Here is a 16,561-nt window from a genome sequence, read left to right as displayed (position 1 = left end):
TTGTCATCAGCATGCTGCCGCGGGACTAGACCAGCAGCAGTTTATAAAGCGGTGAGTTATGTTCTATCAGGTCGGCCAAGGTGCATTTATCCAACTCTGCCAAGAAGGCTTCCGTCGCACGCTGTAGCACAGGCTTCAACCGGCACGCCGGCGTGATATGGCAAAACGACTGCGAACAGTTAACCAGTGTCAACGGCTCCAGCTCACGCACCACGTCACCGATGCGGATCTCGCTAGCCGGACGCCCGAGGCGGATACCGCCATTCTTACCGCGTACCGCGGCGACAAAGCCGGCCCGGCTAAGCTGGTTGATTATCTTGACCATGTGATTACGCGACACGCCATAGACTTCCGTCACTTGGCTGATGCTGGTCATCTGCCCCTCTGGCAAGGCGGCCATATACACCAGGGCGCGCAAGCCAAAATCGGTAAAACTGGTTAACTGCACGAATACCTCTATTTATCACACCGCATCGACGGTGAGTCGTGGAGAAGGGTCGGCCTGGCGTACACCACCACGCCTCGTCACGGCGAGGAGAACGCCCCCACCGCTCACGGATACGGTAGATCGCGCGAGGCGAGGGAGGGGAGCTAGGCTAGACTCCATAACGACACACGTTCTCAAGGTGCCTGAATCGTTAGGGAGACTACCTATACTGGATAATAAACCAGCCAGATGAAAGCGACTAATTTATTTAGTGATATCGGCGAGGATTGAGCCGATACGCGGAGGCGAAAACAACAAACCGGCCCATAGGCCGGTTTGTTAACGACGGTACGACGCGCTTAAGCGTCGAACGGATGGCGCAGAACGATGGTTTCCGCACGATCCGGACCGGTAGAGATGATATCAACCGGTACCCCAGTAACGTCTTCGATACGCTTGATGTAGTCCAGCGCCGCCTGCGGCAAGCCATCACGGCTCTTCACGCCGAAGGTGCTCTCTTTCCAACCCGGCATGACTTCGTAGATCGGCTCGATGCCTTCCCAGCCTTCGGCGGCCAGTGGCGTCACATCCACTTCGCGACCATCCGGCAGACGATATCCGACGCAGATCTTCACTTCATCCAGACCATCCAGCACGTCCAACTTCGTCAGGCAGAACCCCGACAGCGAGTTCAACTCGACGGCACGACGTACGGCGACCGCATCCAACCAGCCGGTACGGCGACGACGGCCAGTTGTCGCGCCAAATTCGTTACCCTTCTCGCACAGGAAGTCACCCACCTCGTCGAACAGTTCGGTCGGGAACGGACCCGCGCCCACACGGGTAGAGTACGCCTTCACGATCCCCAGCACGTAATCCACGCAACGCGGACCAATACCTGAACCGGTCGCCACGCCACCCGCGGTCGTGTTGGAGGAGGTAACATACGGATAGGTACCATGATCGATGTCCAGCAGGGTGCCCTGGGCGCCTTCGAACATCACATAGTCACCGTTACGATGGGCTTTGTTCAGCAGATCGGCGACATCGACAACCATGCTGGTCAACAGGTCGGCTACCGCCATCACCTCATCCAGCACCGTCTGGTAGTCGACGGCGTCGACATGGTAGTAGTTCACCAGCTGGAAGTTATGGTATTCCATAATCTCTTTCAGCTTGACGGCGAAGCTCTCTTTATCGAACAGATCACCCACGCGCAGACCACGGCGAGCGACCTTGTCTTCATAGGCCGGGCCGATACCACGACCGGTGGTGCCGATGGCCTTGGCGCCACGCGCTTTCTCGCGCGCATTGTCCAGCGCGACATGATACGGCAGGATCAGCGGACAGGCTTCAGACAGCAGCAGGCGCTCACGCACCGGCACACCGCGTGCTTCCAGCTCGGTCATTTCACGCAGCAGCGCGTCCGGCGCCAAAACCACGCCATTGGCGATGATGCTGACGACGTTTTCGCGCAGAATGCCTGAGGGAATCAGATGCAGAACGGTTTTTTCACCGTTAATGACTAGCGTATGGCCCGCGTTGTGCCCGCCCTGATAGCGTACAACATACTTGGCCCGTTCAGTTAGGAGGTCTACGACCTTACCTTTACCTTCGTCACCCCATTGGGTGCCCAGTACGACGACGTTCTTACCCATTTTAGCTATTCACCACGTTGTTAAAAATGGATTCTACCATCTCACTTTTCAGCTTTCAGCTCTTTTTCGCACACGATTGCGCAAATTTTGTCTGACATATCATCCACCGAGGCGACTACGCAACATGTAGTAGATCACCAGCCCGGCAACCACTAGACCACCGCCATAACGGCGCAATAATCCATCAGGCAACTGCGTCATGGTGGCGATCATTCGCCGCCATGCCTGCGGAAAAAGCATTGGCCCCAACCCCTCGACTACCAATACCAGCGCCAACGCCATCCAAATCGTCGAATTCATCTTTCCCCCGTGAACGCCCCCTCGGGCCGAGTGTCTGAATAAGGTGCGCGATTCTATAATTGGAAGCACAGAACGCCAAACTCCACGTGCTTAGCCCGACATGCCTACGCGCGGCGTAATTTTCAGAACACTCCTTAGCCAATATGGCATAACATCCGCTATAATCCGCCAACTTTTTTCAGGAGGCGAAATGAAACCAGGGCGCAACCACTTCTTTGACATTTTGCGCGTCGTATCGGTGCTCTTCGTGATCACCTCGCACTATAGTTATATGTTCGATACCAGCAGCGTGCTGACCTTCCCGCGTGAGTATCTGACCGCAGGCATCGGCCGATTGGGTGTCTCATTTTTCTTTATGATCTCGGGCGCGCTGGCCTACCTGTCGCTACGCAAATATGCGGCCGGCGAGTATTACCTGCGACGCGTCTATTCGGTGTTGATCCCTTACAACATCGCCTATTTTGGTATGGCGCTACTGCTGTTGGCACTGAGCGCCTTCTTCATTTACCCCAATAATCCGCTGGCCGAGGTCGGGCCGAGCGGTAGCCGATCAGTGCTGGATATGTTGCCCTCGGTACTCGGCTTCGACCATTACCTGCACGGGGTGTATGAGATCAAGACGGTCTATTTCACCGGGGAGTGGTTTATCGGGTGCATCATTCTGTTGTATGCCATCTCACCATTGATTTACCGCGCTATGGTACGCTACCCGATGTGGACCATGCTGGCTACCGTCGCCATCACACTGGCCGCCTATGATACCCGCGTCACGAATCCCTATTGGTCGGCGCAGGTGCGTATCAGTGACTTCACCTTCGGGATGCTGTTTATCCATCTGCAGATCCAGTTTACCCGTTACGCTCGCCCATTGGCGCTGCTGGCTGGGTTGTTGATCACCGCCGGCGTCACCTGGGCACATCTCAGCCACCAGACGGTGCGTGAGGTGCTATTCCCCCTGGCGCCGGTGAGTCTGTTGTTCGCCGTGGCTTTCTTCTTCATCGTCCAGGCGCTCTACCAGCTGCTGCACCCCTGGCTCAGCCGGCCGCAGGTCAGTCAGGTTCTGCTCAGCCTCGCCTCGCGCGCCTATATCATCATGCTGTTGCAACATGTGGTGGTGATCTTCCTCAGTGCCAATCTGGACATGTCGGTACTCAATGCCACACAGGCCATCGCCCTATACCTGATCGTACTGGTGGCCATCGAACGCCTGTCGGTCCTGTTTAAGCCCCTGGCGGTGAAGACCGAGCGTCTGCTGATGAGCAAGACGCTGCGCCGCAATGTCGGGCAATTGCCCACCGCCTGACCACTAGGCTTCGCATCATCATCAGGGATACCTACGGGTATCCCTTTTTATGCGCCATTCCCCCTCAACACGCCGGCACGCTTATCACATGGCCGACTCGTTGGGAATAGTCGCGACATCAAACACGCCCAACGCCGCGGGGTGAACCCGGCAATAAACGCATGTCTACGGGCAAGAGGGAGCGATAGCGAATAGTTGTCGGACGAACCAAACCACGTTAGCAAGAGGACCTTCAAGGAGGTCATCACTATACGTGGAGGCCTCATGTGCGCTGAGGCTGATCACGATAGCGTCCCTAGGACGACTGACGCCTTGCAGGGTGGAGAATCCCTCCAAGCCGCACATTACCCAAGCGGGCCACAAATAAAGCCCCGGATGCCTCTTGCCGCCCCTTCTCGCCCCTCGCCGCGGTATACGCCAGAGCATAAAAAAGGGATGCCCATGGGCATCCCTTCGCGGTGTCACAAGTCGGCTTACTTGCTGCCTTTACCATCCGGTGACTTCATGTACTTGAAGAAGTCGCTATCCGGGCGCAGCACCATCACATCCTGGCCAGCCTTAAAGCTATTCTCATAGGCCTTCAGGCTACGGATAAAGGCGAAGAAGTCGGGATCTTTACTGAAGGCATCGGCAAACAGCTTAGCCGCCTCGGCATCCCCTTCACCCCGAATGATACGCCCTTCACGCTCCGCTTCCGCCAGGGTACGCGTTACCTCGTAGTCGGCGGTGGCGCGCAGTTTCTCGGCCTCCTCCTGCCCTTGAGAGCGATGACGGCGGGCTACCGCCTCACGCTCAGCACGCATACGCTGGTAGATAGCGTCGGAGACTTCCGTCGGCAGGTTGATCTGCTTGATACGCACATCCACCACCTGGATCCCCAGGGCCGCCATGCTGTTCGGGTTGACCGCCGGCGCCTTGCCGTTAGTCTCCCGCGCCACACGCGCCGCCGCGCTGGCGATGGCATCATCGGCTTCGGTCGGGGCCGCCGCATCGTCTACCGTACCGGTGTTCAATGCATTGCGCACATCTTCCATCAACTTACCGCGTGAGTCGGTAACGATATCCTTGATATCCAGACGACCAATCTCGGAACGCAGACGGTCGCTAAACTTACGCTTCAGCAACACCTCGGCCTGAGAGATATCGCCACCGCCCGTCGCCAGGTAGTAACGACTGAAGTCACTGATACGCCACTTGATATAGGAGTCGACGATCAGATCCTTCTTCTCCTTGGTCACGAAGCGATCCGCCTGGTTATCCATGGTCTGGATACGCGCGTCCAACATCTTCACCGATTCAATAAACGGTATCTTCAGATGCAGACCCGGTGCATACACCAGCGGCTTGTTTTCGTCATCACGCAACACCTTACCGAAGCGCAGCACGATACCGCGCTGCCCTTCTTGTACCACGAATAGAGAAGCATACAACGCGACCAGCACGACGATGAGAATCACTAACAAAGACTTACGCATTAATAATCTCTCCCCAGACGAGTGGTATCGTTACGCTGAGCGTTGACGCGGCGCTGGTCCATCACGCTGCTATCCGTGCTACTGCTGCTACTGCTGGCCGATTTGTTACTGGCCTGCGGCGGGTTGAGACGGATCAGGCTGGTATCCTTGCTGTCGCTCGTCTGCGCCGCGCCCTTATCGCCACCACGCATGATCTGATCCAACGGCAGCACCATCAGGTTGTTGCTCTTGTCGTCGACCAGCACCTTACGGGTTTGACCCAATACGCGCTCCATGGTCTCCAGATACAAACGCTCACGGGTGATCTCCGGCGATGCCTTATACTCCGGCAACAGACGAGAGAAACGCCCGACCTCACCCTGGGCCTCAAGCACGGTACGGTCCTTATACGCCTTGGCGTCTTCCAGGATACGCTGTGCCTGACCATTGGCGCGCGGCTGCACCTCGTTGGTGTAGGCTTCTGCCTCACGGATGTACTGCTGCTCGTTCTCACGCGCGGCGATGGCGTCATCAAAGGCTGCCTTCACCTCTTCCGGCGGGCGCGCGGCCTGGAAGTTAACGTCCAGGATAGTGATCCCCATATGGTATGGACGGATGATCTCCTCCAACACCTTCTGGGTATCATTACGGATAACGGTACGCCCTTCCGTCAGGATGGTGTCCATGGTGTACTTGCCGATCACCGCACGCAGGGCACTGTCTGTCGCCTGGCGCAGGCTGTCATCGGCATTGGTCACGTTAAACAGGTACTCTTCCGGATTGGTTACCCGGTATTGTACGTTCATCTCGACGCGCACCACGTTCTCGTCGGAGGTGAGCATCACCCCAGAGGCGGCCAGTTCACGCACCGACTCGACGTTCACCGGGATAACATCATCGATAAAGGTCGGCTTCCAGTTCAGGCCCGGTTGCACCAGATGGCTGAACTTACCAAAACGTGTCACGACGCCACGCTCCGCTTCCTTGATGGTGTAGAAACCGCTGGCGGCCCAGATCACCACCACGGCAGCTACGGCGAGGCCGACCACCTTCTTCGCACCGATCGATGAGCGTGGGCCGCCCGCCGAGCCATTGCTTTTACCTCCGCCGAGGCCGCCCAGCTTCTTACTCATCTTACGGAACAGATCATCCAGATCCGGAGGCCCCTGGTCGCGCCCCCCCTTATTATTGTTTCCGCCGGAGTTGCCGCCATTGTTATTGCTGCTCCCCCACGGGTCGCGGTTCTGTCCGTTATTACCGGGCTGATTCCACGCCATGCTTCGCTCCATTCTTCATTGATTGGTGTTCCTCAGGACTCAATCTAGCAGGCAATTGCTAAACGATAAAGCTTATCAATTCCTGTTGTTGCTTGCAGAGACGACGCCAGTCAACGACCGGCATACGGACCTGGAGTCCGATGCTGCCATCCTCTTCAATCCATTCCTTTTCGATTGCCTGAAGCTGGTAAAAACGGCTGCGCAAACGCCCTGCCGCTGGCGGCAGACGCAGCGTATAGCTGGCGATCTCACCGCCCAGACGTTCACTTAACGCCTGGAATATCAAATCCATCCCGCAGCCCTGCTGGGCCGATACCCAGACACGCCACGGACGGTTTTCTTCATCACGATCGATACGCGGCGCAAAGTCCGGCAGCATGTCGATCTTGTTCATCACCAACAACACCGGGATGCCATCCGCCCCGATATCTGCCAGTACGGTATTGACCGCGTTGATATTCTCATCGACCCGCGCGTCCGATGCATCAACGACGTGTAATAAAAGTGAAGCCTGCCGGGTTTCCAGCAACGTGGCCTTGAAGGCCGCGACCAAATCGTGCGGTAAATGGCGGATAAAGCCGACGGTATCGGCCAATACCGTCGCCCCGACATCATCGACCTCGACCCGACGCAGGGTGGGGTCTAGCGTGGCGAACAGCTGATCGGCGGCATAGACGCTGGCCGTCGTCAGGGTATTAAACAGCGTCGACTTGCCGGCGTTGGTATACCCCACCAAGGAAACCGTCGGGATCTCGGCGCGCACTCGTGCTCGGCGCCCCTGCTCGCGCTGTTTCTCTACCTTCTCCAGACGCCCCAGGATCAAATGGATGCGATCGCGCAACAGACGACGGTCCGTCTCCAACTGCGTCTCGCCCGGCCCACGCAGGCCGATCCCCCCCTTCTGGCGTTCCAGGTGGGTCCAGCCACGCACCAGGCGGGTCGCTAAGTGGCGTAACTGAGCCAGCTCGACCTGCAACTTACCTTCATGGGTACGTGCCCGTTGGGCAAAGATATCCAGGATCAGCCCAGTGCGATCGATGACACGGCACTGACATAGCCGCTCCAGGTTACGTTCCTGCGCTGGCGACAACGGATGGTCGAACAGCACCACCGAGGCGTCGGTCTCGGCGACAGCTTGGGCGATCTCTTGCGCCTTGCCCTCGCCAACAAAGTATTTGGGATGTGGTGCCTTACGGCTACCCGTAATGACGCACAACGCCTGCACGCCTGCTGAGGAGACCAGAGATTCAAACTCACTCAGATCTTCGCTATCTTTTTCCTGAGAAAAATAGATATGAACCAATACGGCCTGTTCACCGGCTTCGTAACGGTCAAACAAAGGAGAAACCTCTCAAACGGCATAGTCCGATGAGAACGGAGAGCGCAGATGACGATTCGCCATCACGGCTCCCCGACGGGACTGACCAACAATACGCCTTATTCAGCGTCATCGCTGCCCTGAGTGGACTGGGAAGCGGCCTGACCGGCGTGATGATAGTTACTGCTACCCGTGCTGCCTGCACCCGCATTACCGCTATGGTGAGACACCGGACGGGAAGGGACCACGGTAGAAATCGCGTGCTTATAGACCATCTGGCTGACCGTGTTCTTCAACAGAATGACAAACTGATCAAAAGATTCAATCTGACCTTGCAGTTTAATACCATTCACCAAATAGATCGAAACTGGGACACGTTCACGACGCAGCGCGTTCAAGAACGGGTCTTGTAAAGATTGCCCCTTAGCCATTCTATCTTTTCCTTATTTGCTAGTTGCTTGTTGTATATAACAATCGTTCAGTACTAAGAACCCGATGGTTCTAATCAAAATAAACTGCGTAAAAAATGCGCACGGTGTACTATCCGGTTCACAAAGGCCAAGCAAACGCACAGCCATAGCCCAATTGTACACAATCAGTCAAGCGATGCACTAACAACCTGTGCCACGCAATCCAGTGCCTCAGCGGGCTTGTCGCTGTCCAGCCACTGCACGGACTCCCATCCACGTAACCAGGTCATCTGCCGCTTCGCCAACTGACGGGTAGCGCAAATGCCGCGGTAAACCATCTCATCATAATCAATTTCACCGGCCAAATAGGACCACATCTGGCGGTAACCGACACAACGCACCGACGGCAGATCGGGATGCAGATCGCCCCGGGCAAATAGCTTACGGGCTTCCTGTTCAAATCCGGCCACCAACATTTGCTGAAAGCGCAACGCGATACGCTGGTGCAGCAATTCACGACTCGACGGCGCGATGGCAAATTGGCTGACGCTATAAGGCAACGCTTCCCCGCTAATGCGAGTCAGTTCTGTTAAAGTGTTACCCGAAACGAAAAAAACTTCCAGTGCGCGGCTCAGTCTCTGTGGATCATTCGGATGAATACGTGCCGCCGCCACAGGATCGATACGCGCCAACTCATGATGCAAGGCCTGCCAACCCTGTTCACGCGCCTGTTGCTCGATGCGCGCACGTACGCCTGCATCCGCGGGCGGTAACGGAGATAACCCCTCTAACAGCGCCTTGTAGTACAACATGGTGCCGCCCACCAGTAGCGGAATACGCCCCTGCGCGGTGATCTCGGCCATCTCACGCAACGCATCGGCGCGAAAGTCAGCGGCAGAGTAACTCTGCAGCGGATCACGAATATCGATCAGTCGATGCGGGGCCCGCGCCAACTCCTCTGCGCTAGGCTTAGCGGTGCCAATATCCATGCCGCGATAGATCAACGCCGAGTCGACGCTGATAATCTCCAGCGGAAAGCGCTCACGCAGCGCCATAGCCAACGCTGTCTTGCCCGAGGCGGTCGGCCCCATAAGAAAAATTGCCGGAGGTAATTTCTGCATCTGCTTGTCGTTACTCAACTGGGTTGTTCCGCCTGGCGTAATCGCGCCACGGCGGGGTGTAAATCCAACGGCTGCAAAAGCGCCAGGGGCGGCGACTTTACCAGTTGGGGCGCGAGACGTTCAAGATCGGCCAACAGCTGTACCGCCTGCGCCAGTGTCCATCTCTCCGCCTCCTCACCCTGCCAATGATCGGCCAGCCAAGTCGCCACGCTCGCGAGATCACACGCCGCTGCCGTCGCCAGGTAGCCTAACAGTTGCGGGATCAGGCGCGGCAAGTTTTGTTGCCGTAATGGCAGTGGAACCGCGTGTAATAAGGCATGCTGGCGCTCCAGTGTCAGTTGGATACCCAGCTGCTGTAACAGGCCCGCTTGTGCCTGCAACGCGCATCGCTCCGCCTCCTCCAGCGTCAGTCGTACCGGGATCAACAACGGCTGCGCCTTCAACGCCTCATCCGCGGCCGGTAACAGCTGTACCCGCAACAAGCAGCGGCGGCCATAGTCGAGATTGAGCAACGCCACCCCCGACCGACTCTCGGTCAAGGCGATCCCCTCGGCGCACAGGGTCAACACGCGTCCCAGCGTCTCTGTCGTCATCTCGGAGCGATCGGCGACACACAAACTTGGCGCAACCGGCGACGCATCGGCACTCGCCGGAGTAGGTGACGAGGTCAAGACGGGCGATGACGCCGCGGCGGCCTCCTGCGCACGACTGGCCGGCCCCCGCTCCGCCGCCAGTAGACGCTGATAAAGCTCGCCCTCCCGGCGACGAAAAATCTCGCCGGCGGGCAGGCGCGGAGTGGCTCCGCCACGCGTAACGGCATGGGCCGGTGCGAGGGGTGCCTCCGTCGTGGGTCGAGTAAATCGGTTCTCCCCCGCCGAGGCACGGTTTTCGAGCGCTCGACGCGGCGCAGGCTCTGCCTCCCTAAGCGTGGGCTCGGCAGCGGGAGCGGCCGCCAGCGCAGTCGGGGACGCCTGCTGCAACACCTCGACCACCGCCTGATAGATAAAGTCATGCACCAGACGCGCCTGATGGAAGCGCACCTCATGCTTAGCCGGATGCACATTGACATCGACCTGACGCGGATCGATCTCCAGATACAGCACATAAGCGGGCTGATGCTCATCGTTCAACCGATCCTGATACGCCTGACGAATGGCGTGCGTGATCAGGCGATCACGCATCATGCGTCCATTGACGTAACAGTACTGTAGCTCGCCGATCTGACGCATCCCTTGCGGTGCCGCCACCCAACCGTGAATGGAGAGATCGTCGTGCCGCCAGGTCACCGCCAAGGCATGCTGTATAAACGGTGCACCGCAAATAGCCGCCAAACGACGCTCATGCGCCTCCCCCTCCCGTACCGCTCGATACTGACGCACCGTCTTACCGTTATGTTGGAGGCTCAGGGTAATGTCAAAGCGAGCTAAGGCGATACGCCGCACCACCTCATCAATATGCGCGAATTCGGTCTTCTCGGTACGCAAGAACTTACGCCGCGCCGGGGTGTTATAGAACAGATCCAACACCTCGACTGTGGTACCCACAGGGTGTGCTGCTGGCTTGACCGTCACCGCCATCTCGCGCCCTTCGGCATACGCCTGCCATGCCTCGGCCTGCTCGGCGGGCCGCGACGTCATGGTCAGTCGCGATACCGAGCTGATGCTCGCCAACGCCTCACCGCGAAACCCCAGACTCACGATCGCTTCAAGATCATCCAACGTACTGATCTTACTGGTGGCGTGACGCGCTAGCGCTAAGGCCAGCTCCGCCTTACCGATGCCGCCACCATTGTCGCGGATGCGGATCAGCTTAGCGCCACCGCGCTCGATATCGATGTCGATACGCGTCGCGCCCGCATCCAAGCTGTTTTCCACCAACTCCTTCACCACGGATGCCGGACGCTCGACCACCTCACCGGCGGCAATCTGGTTAGCCAACTGTGGGGGTAAGATCTGAATCGGCATAGCGCTATCCTTTGGGTTAACGCGACGGGATGCGCAGCCGTTGCCCCAACTGCACCTCGTCGCTCTTCATTTTATTCGCCTGGCGAATCGCCTCCATGCTGACGCCATATTGTGCGGCGATACGCGTCAGCGTGTCGCCACGCTTCACCAAATGAGTCACTGACTCACGGCTCGCCGCCGGGCGAGAGACGGCACGCTCCTGCGCCGGAACCTTCAGACGCTGACCGACCCAGACGCCCTCTTTCTTCAGGTTATTAAGCCGCATCATGCCGCTCAGGGTCGAGCCGTAACGATTGGCGATCCCCAGCAGCGTCTCGCCGCGCTGCACCACATGGATCTGTGTCGCAGACGGCGTCGTCGCCGTAGCCCGGGCGGTGCTACCGGCCGCGGTGGCTTTCAGCGGCCGGTTTTCCACTTTTGGGCCATTTTGCAATGGGTGCGCCAGAAAGTAGCTGCGTACCCCCAGATAGATCGCGCGGGCGACCCGTTCCTGATGCTGGCCATTCCCCAGCAGGCGTTCCCCTTCGCTATTACTGATAAAGCCGGTCTCCACCAGCAACGAGGGAATATCCGGGGAGCGCAACACGCCTAGGCTGGCGTGCTCCGGATGACGCTTGTGTAGCCGCCCGACGCTCTGCATCTGACGCAACACCTGGACCGCCACGTCGTAGCCGACCCGTTGCGAGTGGCCGAATTGCAGATCCAAGACCGTCTGGCTGAGGTACTTATCCTGATTACTGTTGGCCAGTACGTCGCCGGCGCCGCCCAGCAATTCGGACTGCTTCTCATGTTGCTCCAACCAGCCGGCCATCTCGCTATTGGCACGCCGATTAGAGAGCACCCATACGGAGGCGCCATTCGCGCTGCGATTCGGCGCGGCATCGGCGTGAATCGAAATCAACAAGTTAGCCTTCTCTCGCCGCGCGACGTCAGAACGCCCCATCACCGAGATGAAATAATCGCCGCTACGCGTCAGTACCGGCTGAAACATCGGATCCTCGTCCATCAGCCCCTGCAATCGGCGGGCGATCGCCAGGGTGACATCTTTTTCTCGGAGTCCGCCCTGACCGATGGCGCCGGGATCCTGACCACCGTGCCCGGCATCGATCGCCACCACGATACGGGAACCCTCATAGCGCCCTCGGTTCTTGGCCGTCTGCACCGGCACCGCCGGTGTCGATGCCGCTCTCGCCTCCGGGGCAGGCGCCGCCGGGCGGGTACGGGCATGGAACGGATTCTTGCCTGACGCGGCGGGCTCTGGCGCCGCGCTGGAGCGCTTAGGCGCAGCACGCTCCTCCGCCCGAAGGGTCAATACCGCCCGATGCCCACTACGGCTGAGCGTGACCCGGGCGGGTTGCGTAATATCGAACACCAGTAACACTTTACCCGCGCGCTGCTCGCCGCCGTCACGAATGCGGCTAAGCATGTTCTCCCCGCTAAACTGCATCGGCAAGCCGCCCGTGATACGCTTACTCTCGGCGATCTCGACTAAGACTCGATCGGGGTTACGCACGACACGTTGAGTCAATTGTGGCGGGGCATTAAAGCTCAGCGTGACCACCGCCTGACGATCGCCATTGCTCACCTGAATATTGGTCAACTGGGCGGCGGAGGCCATCGTAGCCAGGCACCACCCCAGCGTCAGGGGGAAGATAAAACGCAAAAACCGCTGCAACAACCTCATCAATGCCCGTCCCTTTATTGCCGATCCAAGGCGGCCATCACTGACTGGCCATGTACGCTGTGCGCCTCGATCACCGCCTGGCGCGCATCGCCACTATAGGTCAAGTGCAGCGTAATATCCGGCTCCGGCAGGAAGCCCATCCCTTGCTGCGGCCACTCCACCAACAACAGCGCATCTTGGGCAAAATAATCACGGATCCCCATAAACTCCAGCTCCTCGGGATCGGCTAAGCGATACAGGTCGAAGTGATACACCGGACGCGGCGTCAGCAGATAAGGCTCAACCAGGGTATAGGTCGGGCTCTTCACCGTCCCCTGATGCCCCAAGGCCTGTAGGAACCCCCGGCTAAAGGTGGTCTTACCCGCCCCTAAATCACCATACAGGTAAATCACAGTGGCAGAGTGACAGGCGCGCGCCAGCGCGTCGCCCAGTGCGATGGTTGCCGCTTCGTCCGGCAGTTGCAGTACGAGACTTGTCATAGTTGTATTGTTCGTTCTGGTCGTTCAAGTTCAAGGATTTACCCAACGCCTGATCTCAGGCAGCAGATCGCTGGCCAACATGCCGCGCGTCCCCTCACGCTGCGCCAGCACATCGGCGGCAACGCCATGCACGACAGCGCCTGCGCAGGTGGCATCATACAGCGGGAGCTTTTGTGCCAGCAAACCGCCAATGATACCAGAGAGTATGTCACCCATCCCGCCGCTTGCCATCCCGGGATTACCAATATCAGCAATCGCACGCCGTGTCCCATCGGCAATCAGTGTGCCCGCCCCCTTCAACAACGCGACCCCACCGTAGCGCCGCTGTAATGCGCATACCGCGGCGGGCCGATCCCGCTCGATCTGGGCGATGCTGCATCCCAATAGGCGGGCCGCCTCACCGGGATGCGGCGTGATCACCCGACGCGCATCCGCAGAGGGCGCTTCAGCCAGCAGGTTAAGGGCATCGGCATCCCAGAGCATCGGCCGCTGACAGTCAACGATCGCCGCCAGAGCGCGCCGTCCCCAGTCTCGCCGCCCCAATCCCGGGCCGATCGCGAGCACATCGGCCCAGGCGAGCGCCTCGTGTAATGCCGCCGGACTCCACGCCTCGACCATCAGCTCAGGACACGCCGCCAATAACGGCGCGACATGCTCCGCCCGCGTCAGTACCCGCACCAGTCCCGCGCCGCTACGTAACGCGGCCTGACCGGCGAGACGAATCGCCCCCCCCATGCCATGATCGCCGCCGATCAGCAGCAATCGCCCCTGCTCCCCCTTATGAGCCAACGGCGAGCGTGGCGGCAACCACCCCGCCAGATCCTGACCATCCAGACGACGCCATGGCCAGCGCTGTGCCGCCAGCCAGCCGGAGAGCCCGAGGGGGTCGCAATGCAGTTGCCCCACCACGGCGCGCGCCTGCCCGGTCAATAACCCCGGCTTCAGGCAGATAAAACTTTGGGTATGCTCGGCCTGCACCACGGCCCCGAGAGCAATGCCCGTGTCGGCATTCAATCCCGAGGGGAGATCGAGCGCGACCACCGGGGCGGGATGGGCGTTGATCGCGGCGATCAACCCATCATAGGGCGCACGCGGCGCGGCGTGTAGACCAATGCCCAACAAGGCGTCGACGATCACCTCTGCTTCCGGCAACGGCAGCATGGCTGGCTGTACACATCCGCCCGCCTGCAACCATTGCGTGCGCGCCTGCTGCGCCTCTATCGGGAGCGCCCCATCTCCGGCGACAGCCAACAGCGTCACGTGAATGCCACTGGCGCGCGCCAGGCGCGCCACCACATACCCGTCGCCACCGTTATTGCCATGTCCACACAGGATCAGCCAGTGACGTGCACAGGGATAGTATTGGCGTATCCGATTAAAAGCCGCCTGACCGGCGCGCTGCATCAGGTCCGCCAGCGTGATGCCGTGCGCCTGCGCGGCGTGCTGCTCTGCGTCACGTACCCAATCCGCTGGCGCGACATAGTGTGCTAAACTGCTGGCGTTTCCGTAGCAAGAATGGCCCATCATGACTCATCCCCTCGATCTGCATCAGTTAGCCCAACATATCAAGCAATGGGGTCTATCGCTAGGATTCCAGCAGGTCGGGATCGCCGATACGGATTTGCGGCTTGAAGAGGCACGGTTACAGGCGTGGCTGGATCAAGGTTATCATGGGGAGATGGCATGGATGGCGCGCCACGGCATGATGCGCGCTCGCCCCGCCGAGCTGTTGCCCGGAACCCTACGGGTGATCAGTGTGCGCATGAACTATCTGCCCCCCCATGCGGCCTTCGCCTCGACGCTGAACGATCCGATGCGCGGCTACATCAGCCGCTATGCCTTGGGACGCGACTACCATAAGGTGCTACGTGGCCGTCTTAAGCGATTGGGAGAGATGATTCAGGCGCACTGCGGCGGCACGCTCGGCTTCCGCCCCTTCGTCGACTCGGCTCCCCTACTGGAGCGCCCTTTAGCGGCCAAGGCCGGTCTCGGCTGGAGCGGAAAGCATTCGCTGCTGATCAATCCGCAGGCTGGCTCCTGGTTTTTCCTCGGCGAGCTCTTGGTCGATCTGCCGCTACCTATCGACACGGCGCAAGAGGCCCAATGCGGCCGCTGCGTCGCCTGCATGACCACCTGCCCGACCGGGGCCATCGTCGCGCCATACACCGTGGATGCACGGCGTTGTATCTCGTATCTGACTATCGAAGCGGAAGGCGCCATTCCTGAGGATCTACGCCCGTTACTCGGCAATCGAATCTATGGTTGCGACGATTGTCAGATGATCTGCCCCTGGAACCGTCAGGCGCCATTGAGCGAAGAGGCCGACTTCCGGCCGCGCACGGCGCTACACGCGCCCGCGTTAACCACCCTATTCACCTGGGACGAGGCCACCTTCCTACGCATGACGGAAGGCTCGCCCATCCGCCGCATCGGCTATCAGCGCTGGTTACGCAACCTGAGCGTCGCCTTGGGCAATGCACCTTACACGGCCGAGATCGTCGAGCTATTAACACGCCGCCTGGGGATCAGTGCACTCATTGATGAGCACATTCACTGGGCGTTGGCGCAACAGTTAGCCAAACGCGACGCACACAACGTTGAGGTCATCAGCAGCAACCAACAACGTCGACTGATCCGTGCCGTCGAGAAGGGGCTGCCGCGCGACGCCTAGTCACGCGAGCATGCTAACAAGCTACACAGACCCGCTGTGTATAAAAATAAAATTTTGTTGTTATTCAACCCTCAGGCCAAATGCAAGTGAACCATATCTCGATTTTTTGCTTATTTTTATACTTATAAATCAAATGGTTATAATCTTGATGCTTTTTTGCTCGCAAGCGAAGGGGCGAAGAGGTGGCTGGAATCCTGTGGATAACTCTGTTAATGGAAGTATGAGCAATCACTGCAGACTGCGCAGAGTATCGTGATGATGTGCTTGAGATAGGGTAAAACGAAGAAGAAAATTGGAGCGGGAAACGAGACTCGAACTCGCGACCCCAACCTTGGCAAGGTTGTGCTCTACCAACTGAGCTATTCCCGCAGAGTGATGCTTCTGGCATCGACACCATAACAGTAATGGTGTTTTGAAGTTTGGAGCGGGAAACGAGACTCGAACTCGCGACCCCAACCTTGGCAAGGTTGTGCTCTACCAACTGAGCTATTCCCG

14 protein-coding genes and 1 tRNA gene are annotated in these 16,561 nt (G+C 58.8%); 2 read left to right on the top strand and 13 right to left on the bottom strand.

Features of this window, described 5'->3' with window-relative positions; genetic code table 11:
* Positions 1 to 25 precede the first annotated feature (25 nt).
* The 3 genes from nsrR to ACEQFP_RS14215 all read right to left on the bottom strand — a co-directional run bounded on the left by nsrR (position 26) and on the right by ACEQFP_RS14215 (position 2,385).
* On the bottom strand, positions 26 to 448 hold the full coding sequence (gene nsrR, locus ACEQFP_RS14225; protein ID WP_005281203.1) for a nitric oxide-sensing transcriptional repressor NsrR: 423 nt from the start codon (positions 446 to 448) through the stop codon (positions 26 to 28).
* A gap of 338 nt (positions 449 to 786) precedes the next feature.
* Positions 787 to 2,085 (bottom strand): adenylosuccinate synthase, encoded by a 1,299-nt coding sequence (locus ACEQFP_RS14220; RefSeq protein WP_005281197.1) that lies wholly within the window; start codon positions 2,083 to 2,085, stop codon positions 787 to 789.
* A 99-nt stretch (positions 2,086 to 2,184) separates the two neighbouring features.
* Positions 2,185 to 2,385, bottom strand: a complete 201-nt coding sequence (locus ACEQFP_RS14215) for a DUF2065 domain-containing protein (RefSeq protein WP_005281191.1) — start codon at positions 2,383 to 2,385, stop codon at positions 2,185 to 2,187.
* A 190-nt stretch (positions 2,386 to 2,575) separates the two neighbouring features.
* Between ACEQFP_RS14215 and ACEQFP_RS14210 the strand changes: the two genes are divergently transcribed.
* The gene (locus ACEQFP_RS14210) at positions 2,576 to 3,688 is read left to right on the top strand and encodes an acyltransferase (RefSeq protein WP_035598519.1); all 1,113 of its coding nucleotides are present in this window, start codon (positions 2,576 to 2,578) and stop codon (positions 3,686 to 3,688) included.
* Between the two features lie 473 nt (positions 3,689 to 4,161).
* Here the strand turns inward: ACEQFP_RS14210 and hflC are convergent, their stop codons facing one another.
* The 9 genes from hflC to nnr all read right to left on the bottom strand — a co-directional run bounded on the left by hflC (position 4,162) and on the right by nnr (position 14,922).
* Positions 4,162 to 5,163 (bottom strand): protease modulator HflC, encoded by a 1,002-nt coding sequence (hflC, locus tag ACEQFP_RS14205; protein WP_005281184.1) that lies wholly within the window; start codon positions 5,161 to 5,163, stop codon positions 4,162 to 4,164.
* Positions 5,163 to 6,419, bottom strand: a complete 1,257-nt coding sequence (hflK, locus tag ACEQFP_RS14200; RefSeq protein WP_005296008.1) for an FtsH protease activity modulator HflK — start codon at positions 6,417 to 6,419, stop codon at positions 5,163 to 5,165. Before hflK ends, hflC begins: the two co-directional genes overlap by 1 nt.
* A 58-nt stretch (positions 6,420 to 6,477) precedes the next feature.
* A complete protein-coding gene (gene hflX / locus ACEQFP_RS14195; protein ID WP_370547008.1) occupies positions 6,478 to 7,758 on the bottom strand; it encodes a ribosome rescue GTPase HflX in 1,281 nt (426 codons plus the stop codon).
* 98 nt (positions 7,759 to 7,856) lie between these two features.
* Positions 7,857 to 8,168: an RNA chaperone Hfq gene (gene hfq, locus ACEQFP_RS14190; protein ID WP_005281176.1), complete on the bottom strand. Its 312-nt coding sequence runs from the start codon at positions 8,166 to 8,168 to the stop codon at positions 7,857 to 7,859.
* Between the two features lie 164 nt (positions 8,169 to 8,332).
* Positions 8,333 to 9,268, bottom strand: a complete 936-nt coding sequence (gene miaA, locus ACEQFP_RS14185; protein ID WP_074428737.1) for a tRNA (adenosine(37)-N6)-dimethylallyltransferase MiaA — start codon at positions 9,266 to 9,268, stop codon at positions 8,333 to 8,335.
* A 14-nt stretch (positions 9,269 to 9,282) separates the two neighbouring features.
* A complete protein-coding gene (gene mutL / locus ACEQFP_RS14180) occupies positions 9,283 to 11,232 on the bottom strand; it encodes a DNA mismatch repair endonuclease MutL (protein ID WP_370547009.1) in 1,950 nt (649 codons plus the stop codon).
* A gap of 16 nt (positions 11,233 to 11,248) precedes the next feature.
* Entirely contained in the window at positions 11,249 to 12,916 is a 1,668-nt protein-coding gene (gene amiB, locus ACEQFP_RS14175; RefSeq protein WP_370547010.1) for an N-acetylmuramoyl-L-alanine amidase AmiB, read from the bottom strand.
* 14 nt (positions 12,917 to 12,930) lie between these two features.
* On the bottom strand, positions 12,931 to 13,395 hold the full coding sequence (tsaE, locus tag ACEQFP_RS14170; protein ID WP_068871100.1) for a tRNA (adenosine(37)-N6)-threonylcarbamoyltransferase complex ATPase subunit type 1 TsaE: 465 nt from the start codon (positions 13,393 to 13,395) through the stop codon (positions 12,931 to 12,933).
* 30 nt (positions 13,396 to 13,425) lie between these two features.
* A complete protein-coding gene (nnr, locus tag ACEQFP_RS14165) occupies positions 13,426 to 14,922 on the bottom strand; it encodes a bifunctional ADP-dependent NAD(P)H-hydrate dehydratase/NAD(P)H-hydrate epimerase (RefSeq protein ID WP_047060553.1) in 1,497 nt (498 codons plus the stop codon).
* Here nnr and queG point away from each other — a divergent pair.
* Positions 14,921 to 16,066, top strand: a complete 1,146-nt coding sequence (gene queG / locus ACEQFP_RS14160; RefSeq protein ID WP_370547011.1) for a tRNA epoxyqueuosine(34) reductase QueG — start codon at positions 14,921 to 14,923, stop codon at positions 16,064 to 16,066. The two genes, nnr and queG, sit on opposite strands and share 2 nt — an antisense overlap.
* Positions 16,067 to 16,359: 293 nt before the next feature.
* Here the strand turns inward: queG and ACEQFP_RS14155 are convergent.
* Positions 16,360 to 16,435, bottom strand: a tRNA-Gly gene (locus tag ACEQFP_RS14155).
* Positions 16,436 to 16,561 lie beyond the last annotated feature (126 nt).

It is taken from the genome of Edwardsiella sp. A.80236, from assembly GCF_044540725.1.
GTDB lineage: Bacteria > Pseudomonadota > Gammaproteobacteria > Enterobacterales > Enterobacteriaceae > Edwardsiella > Edwardsiella tarda.
Note: the sequence above shows the minus strand (reverse complement) of the source record. Positions and strands in the feature narration are given on the sequence as shown.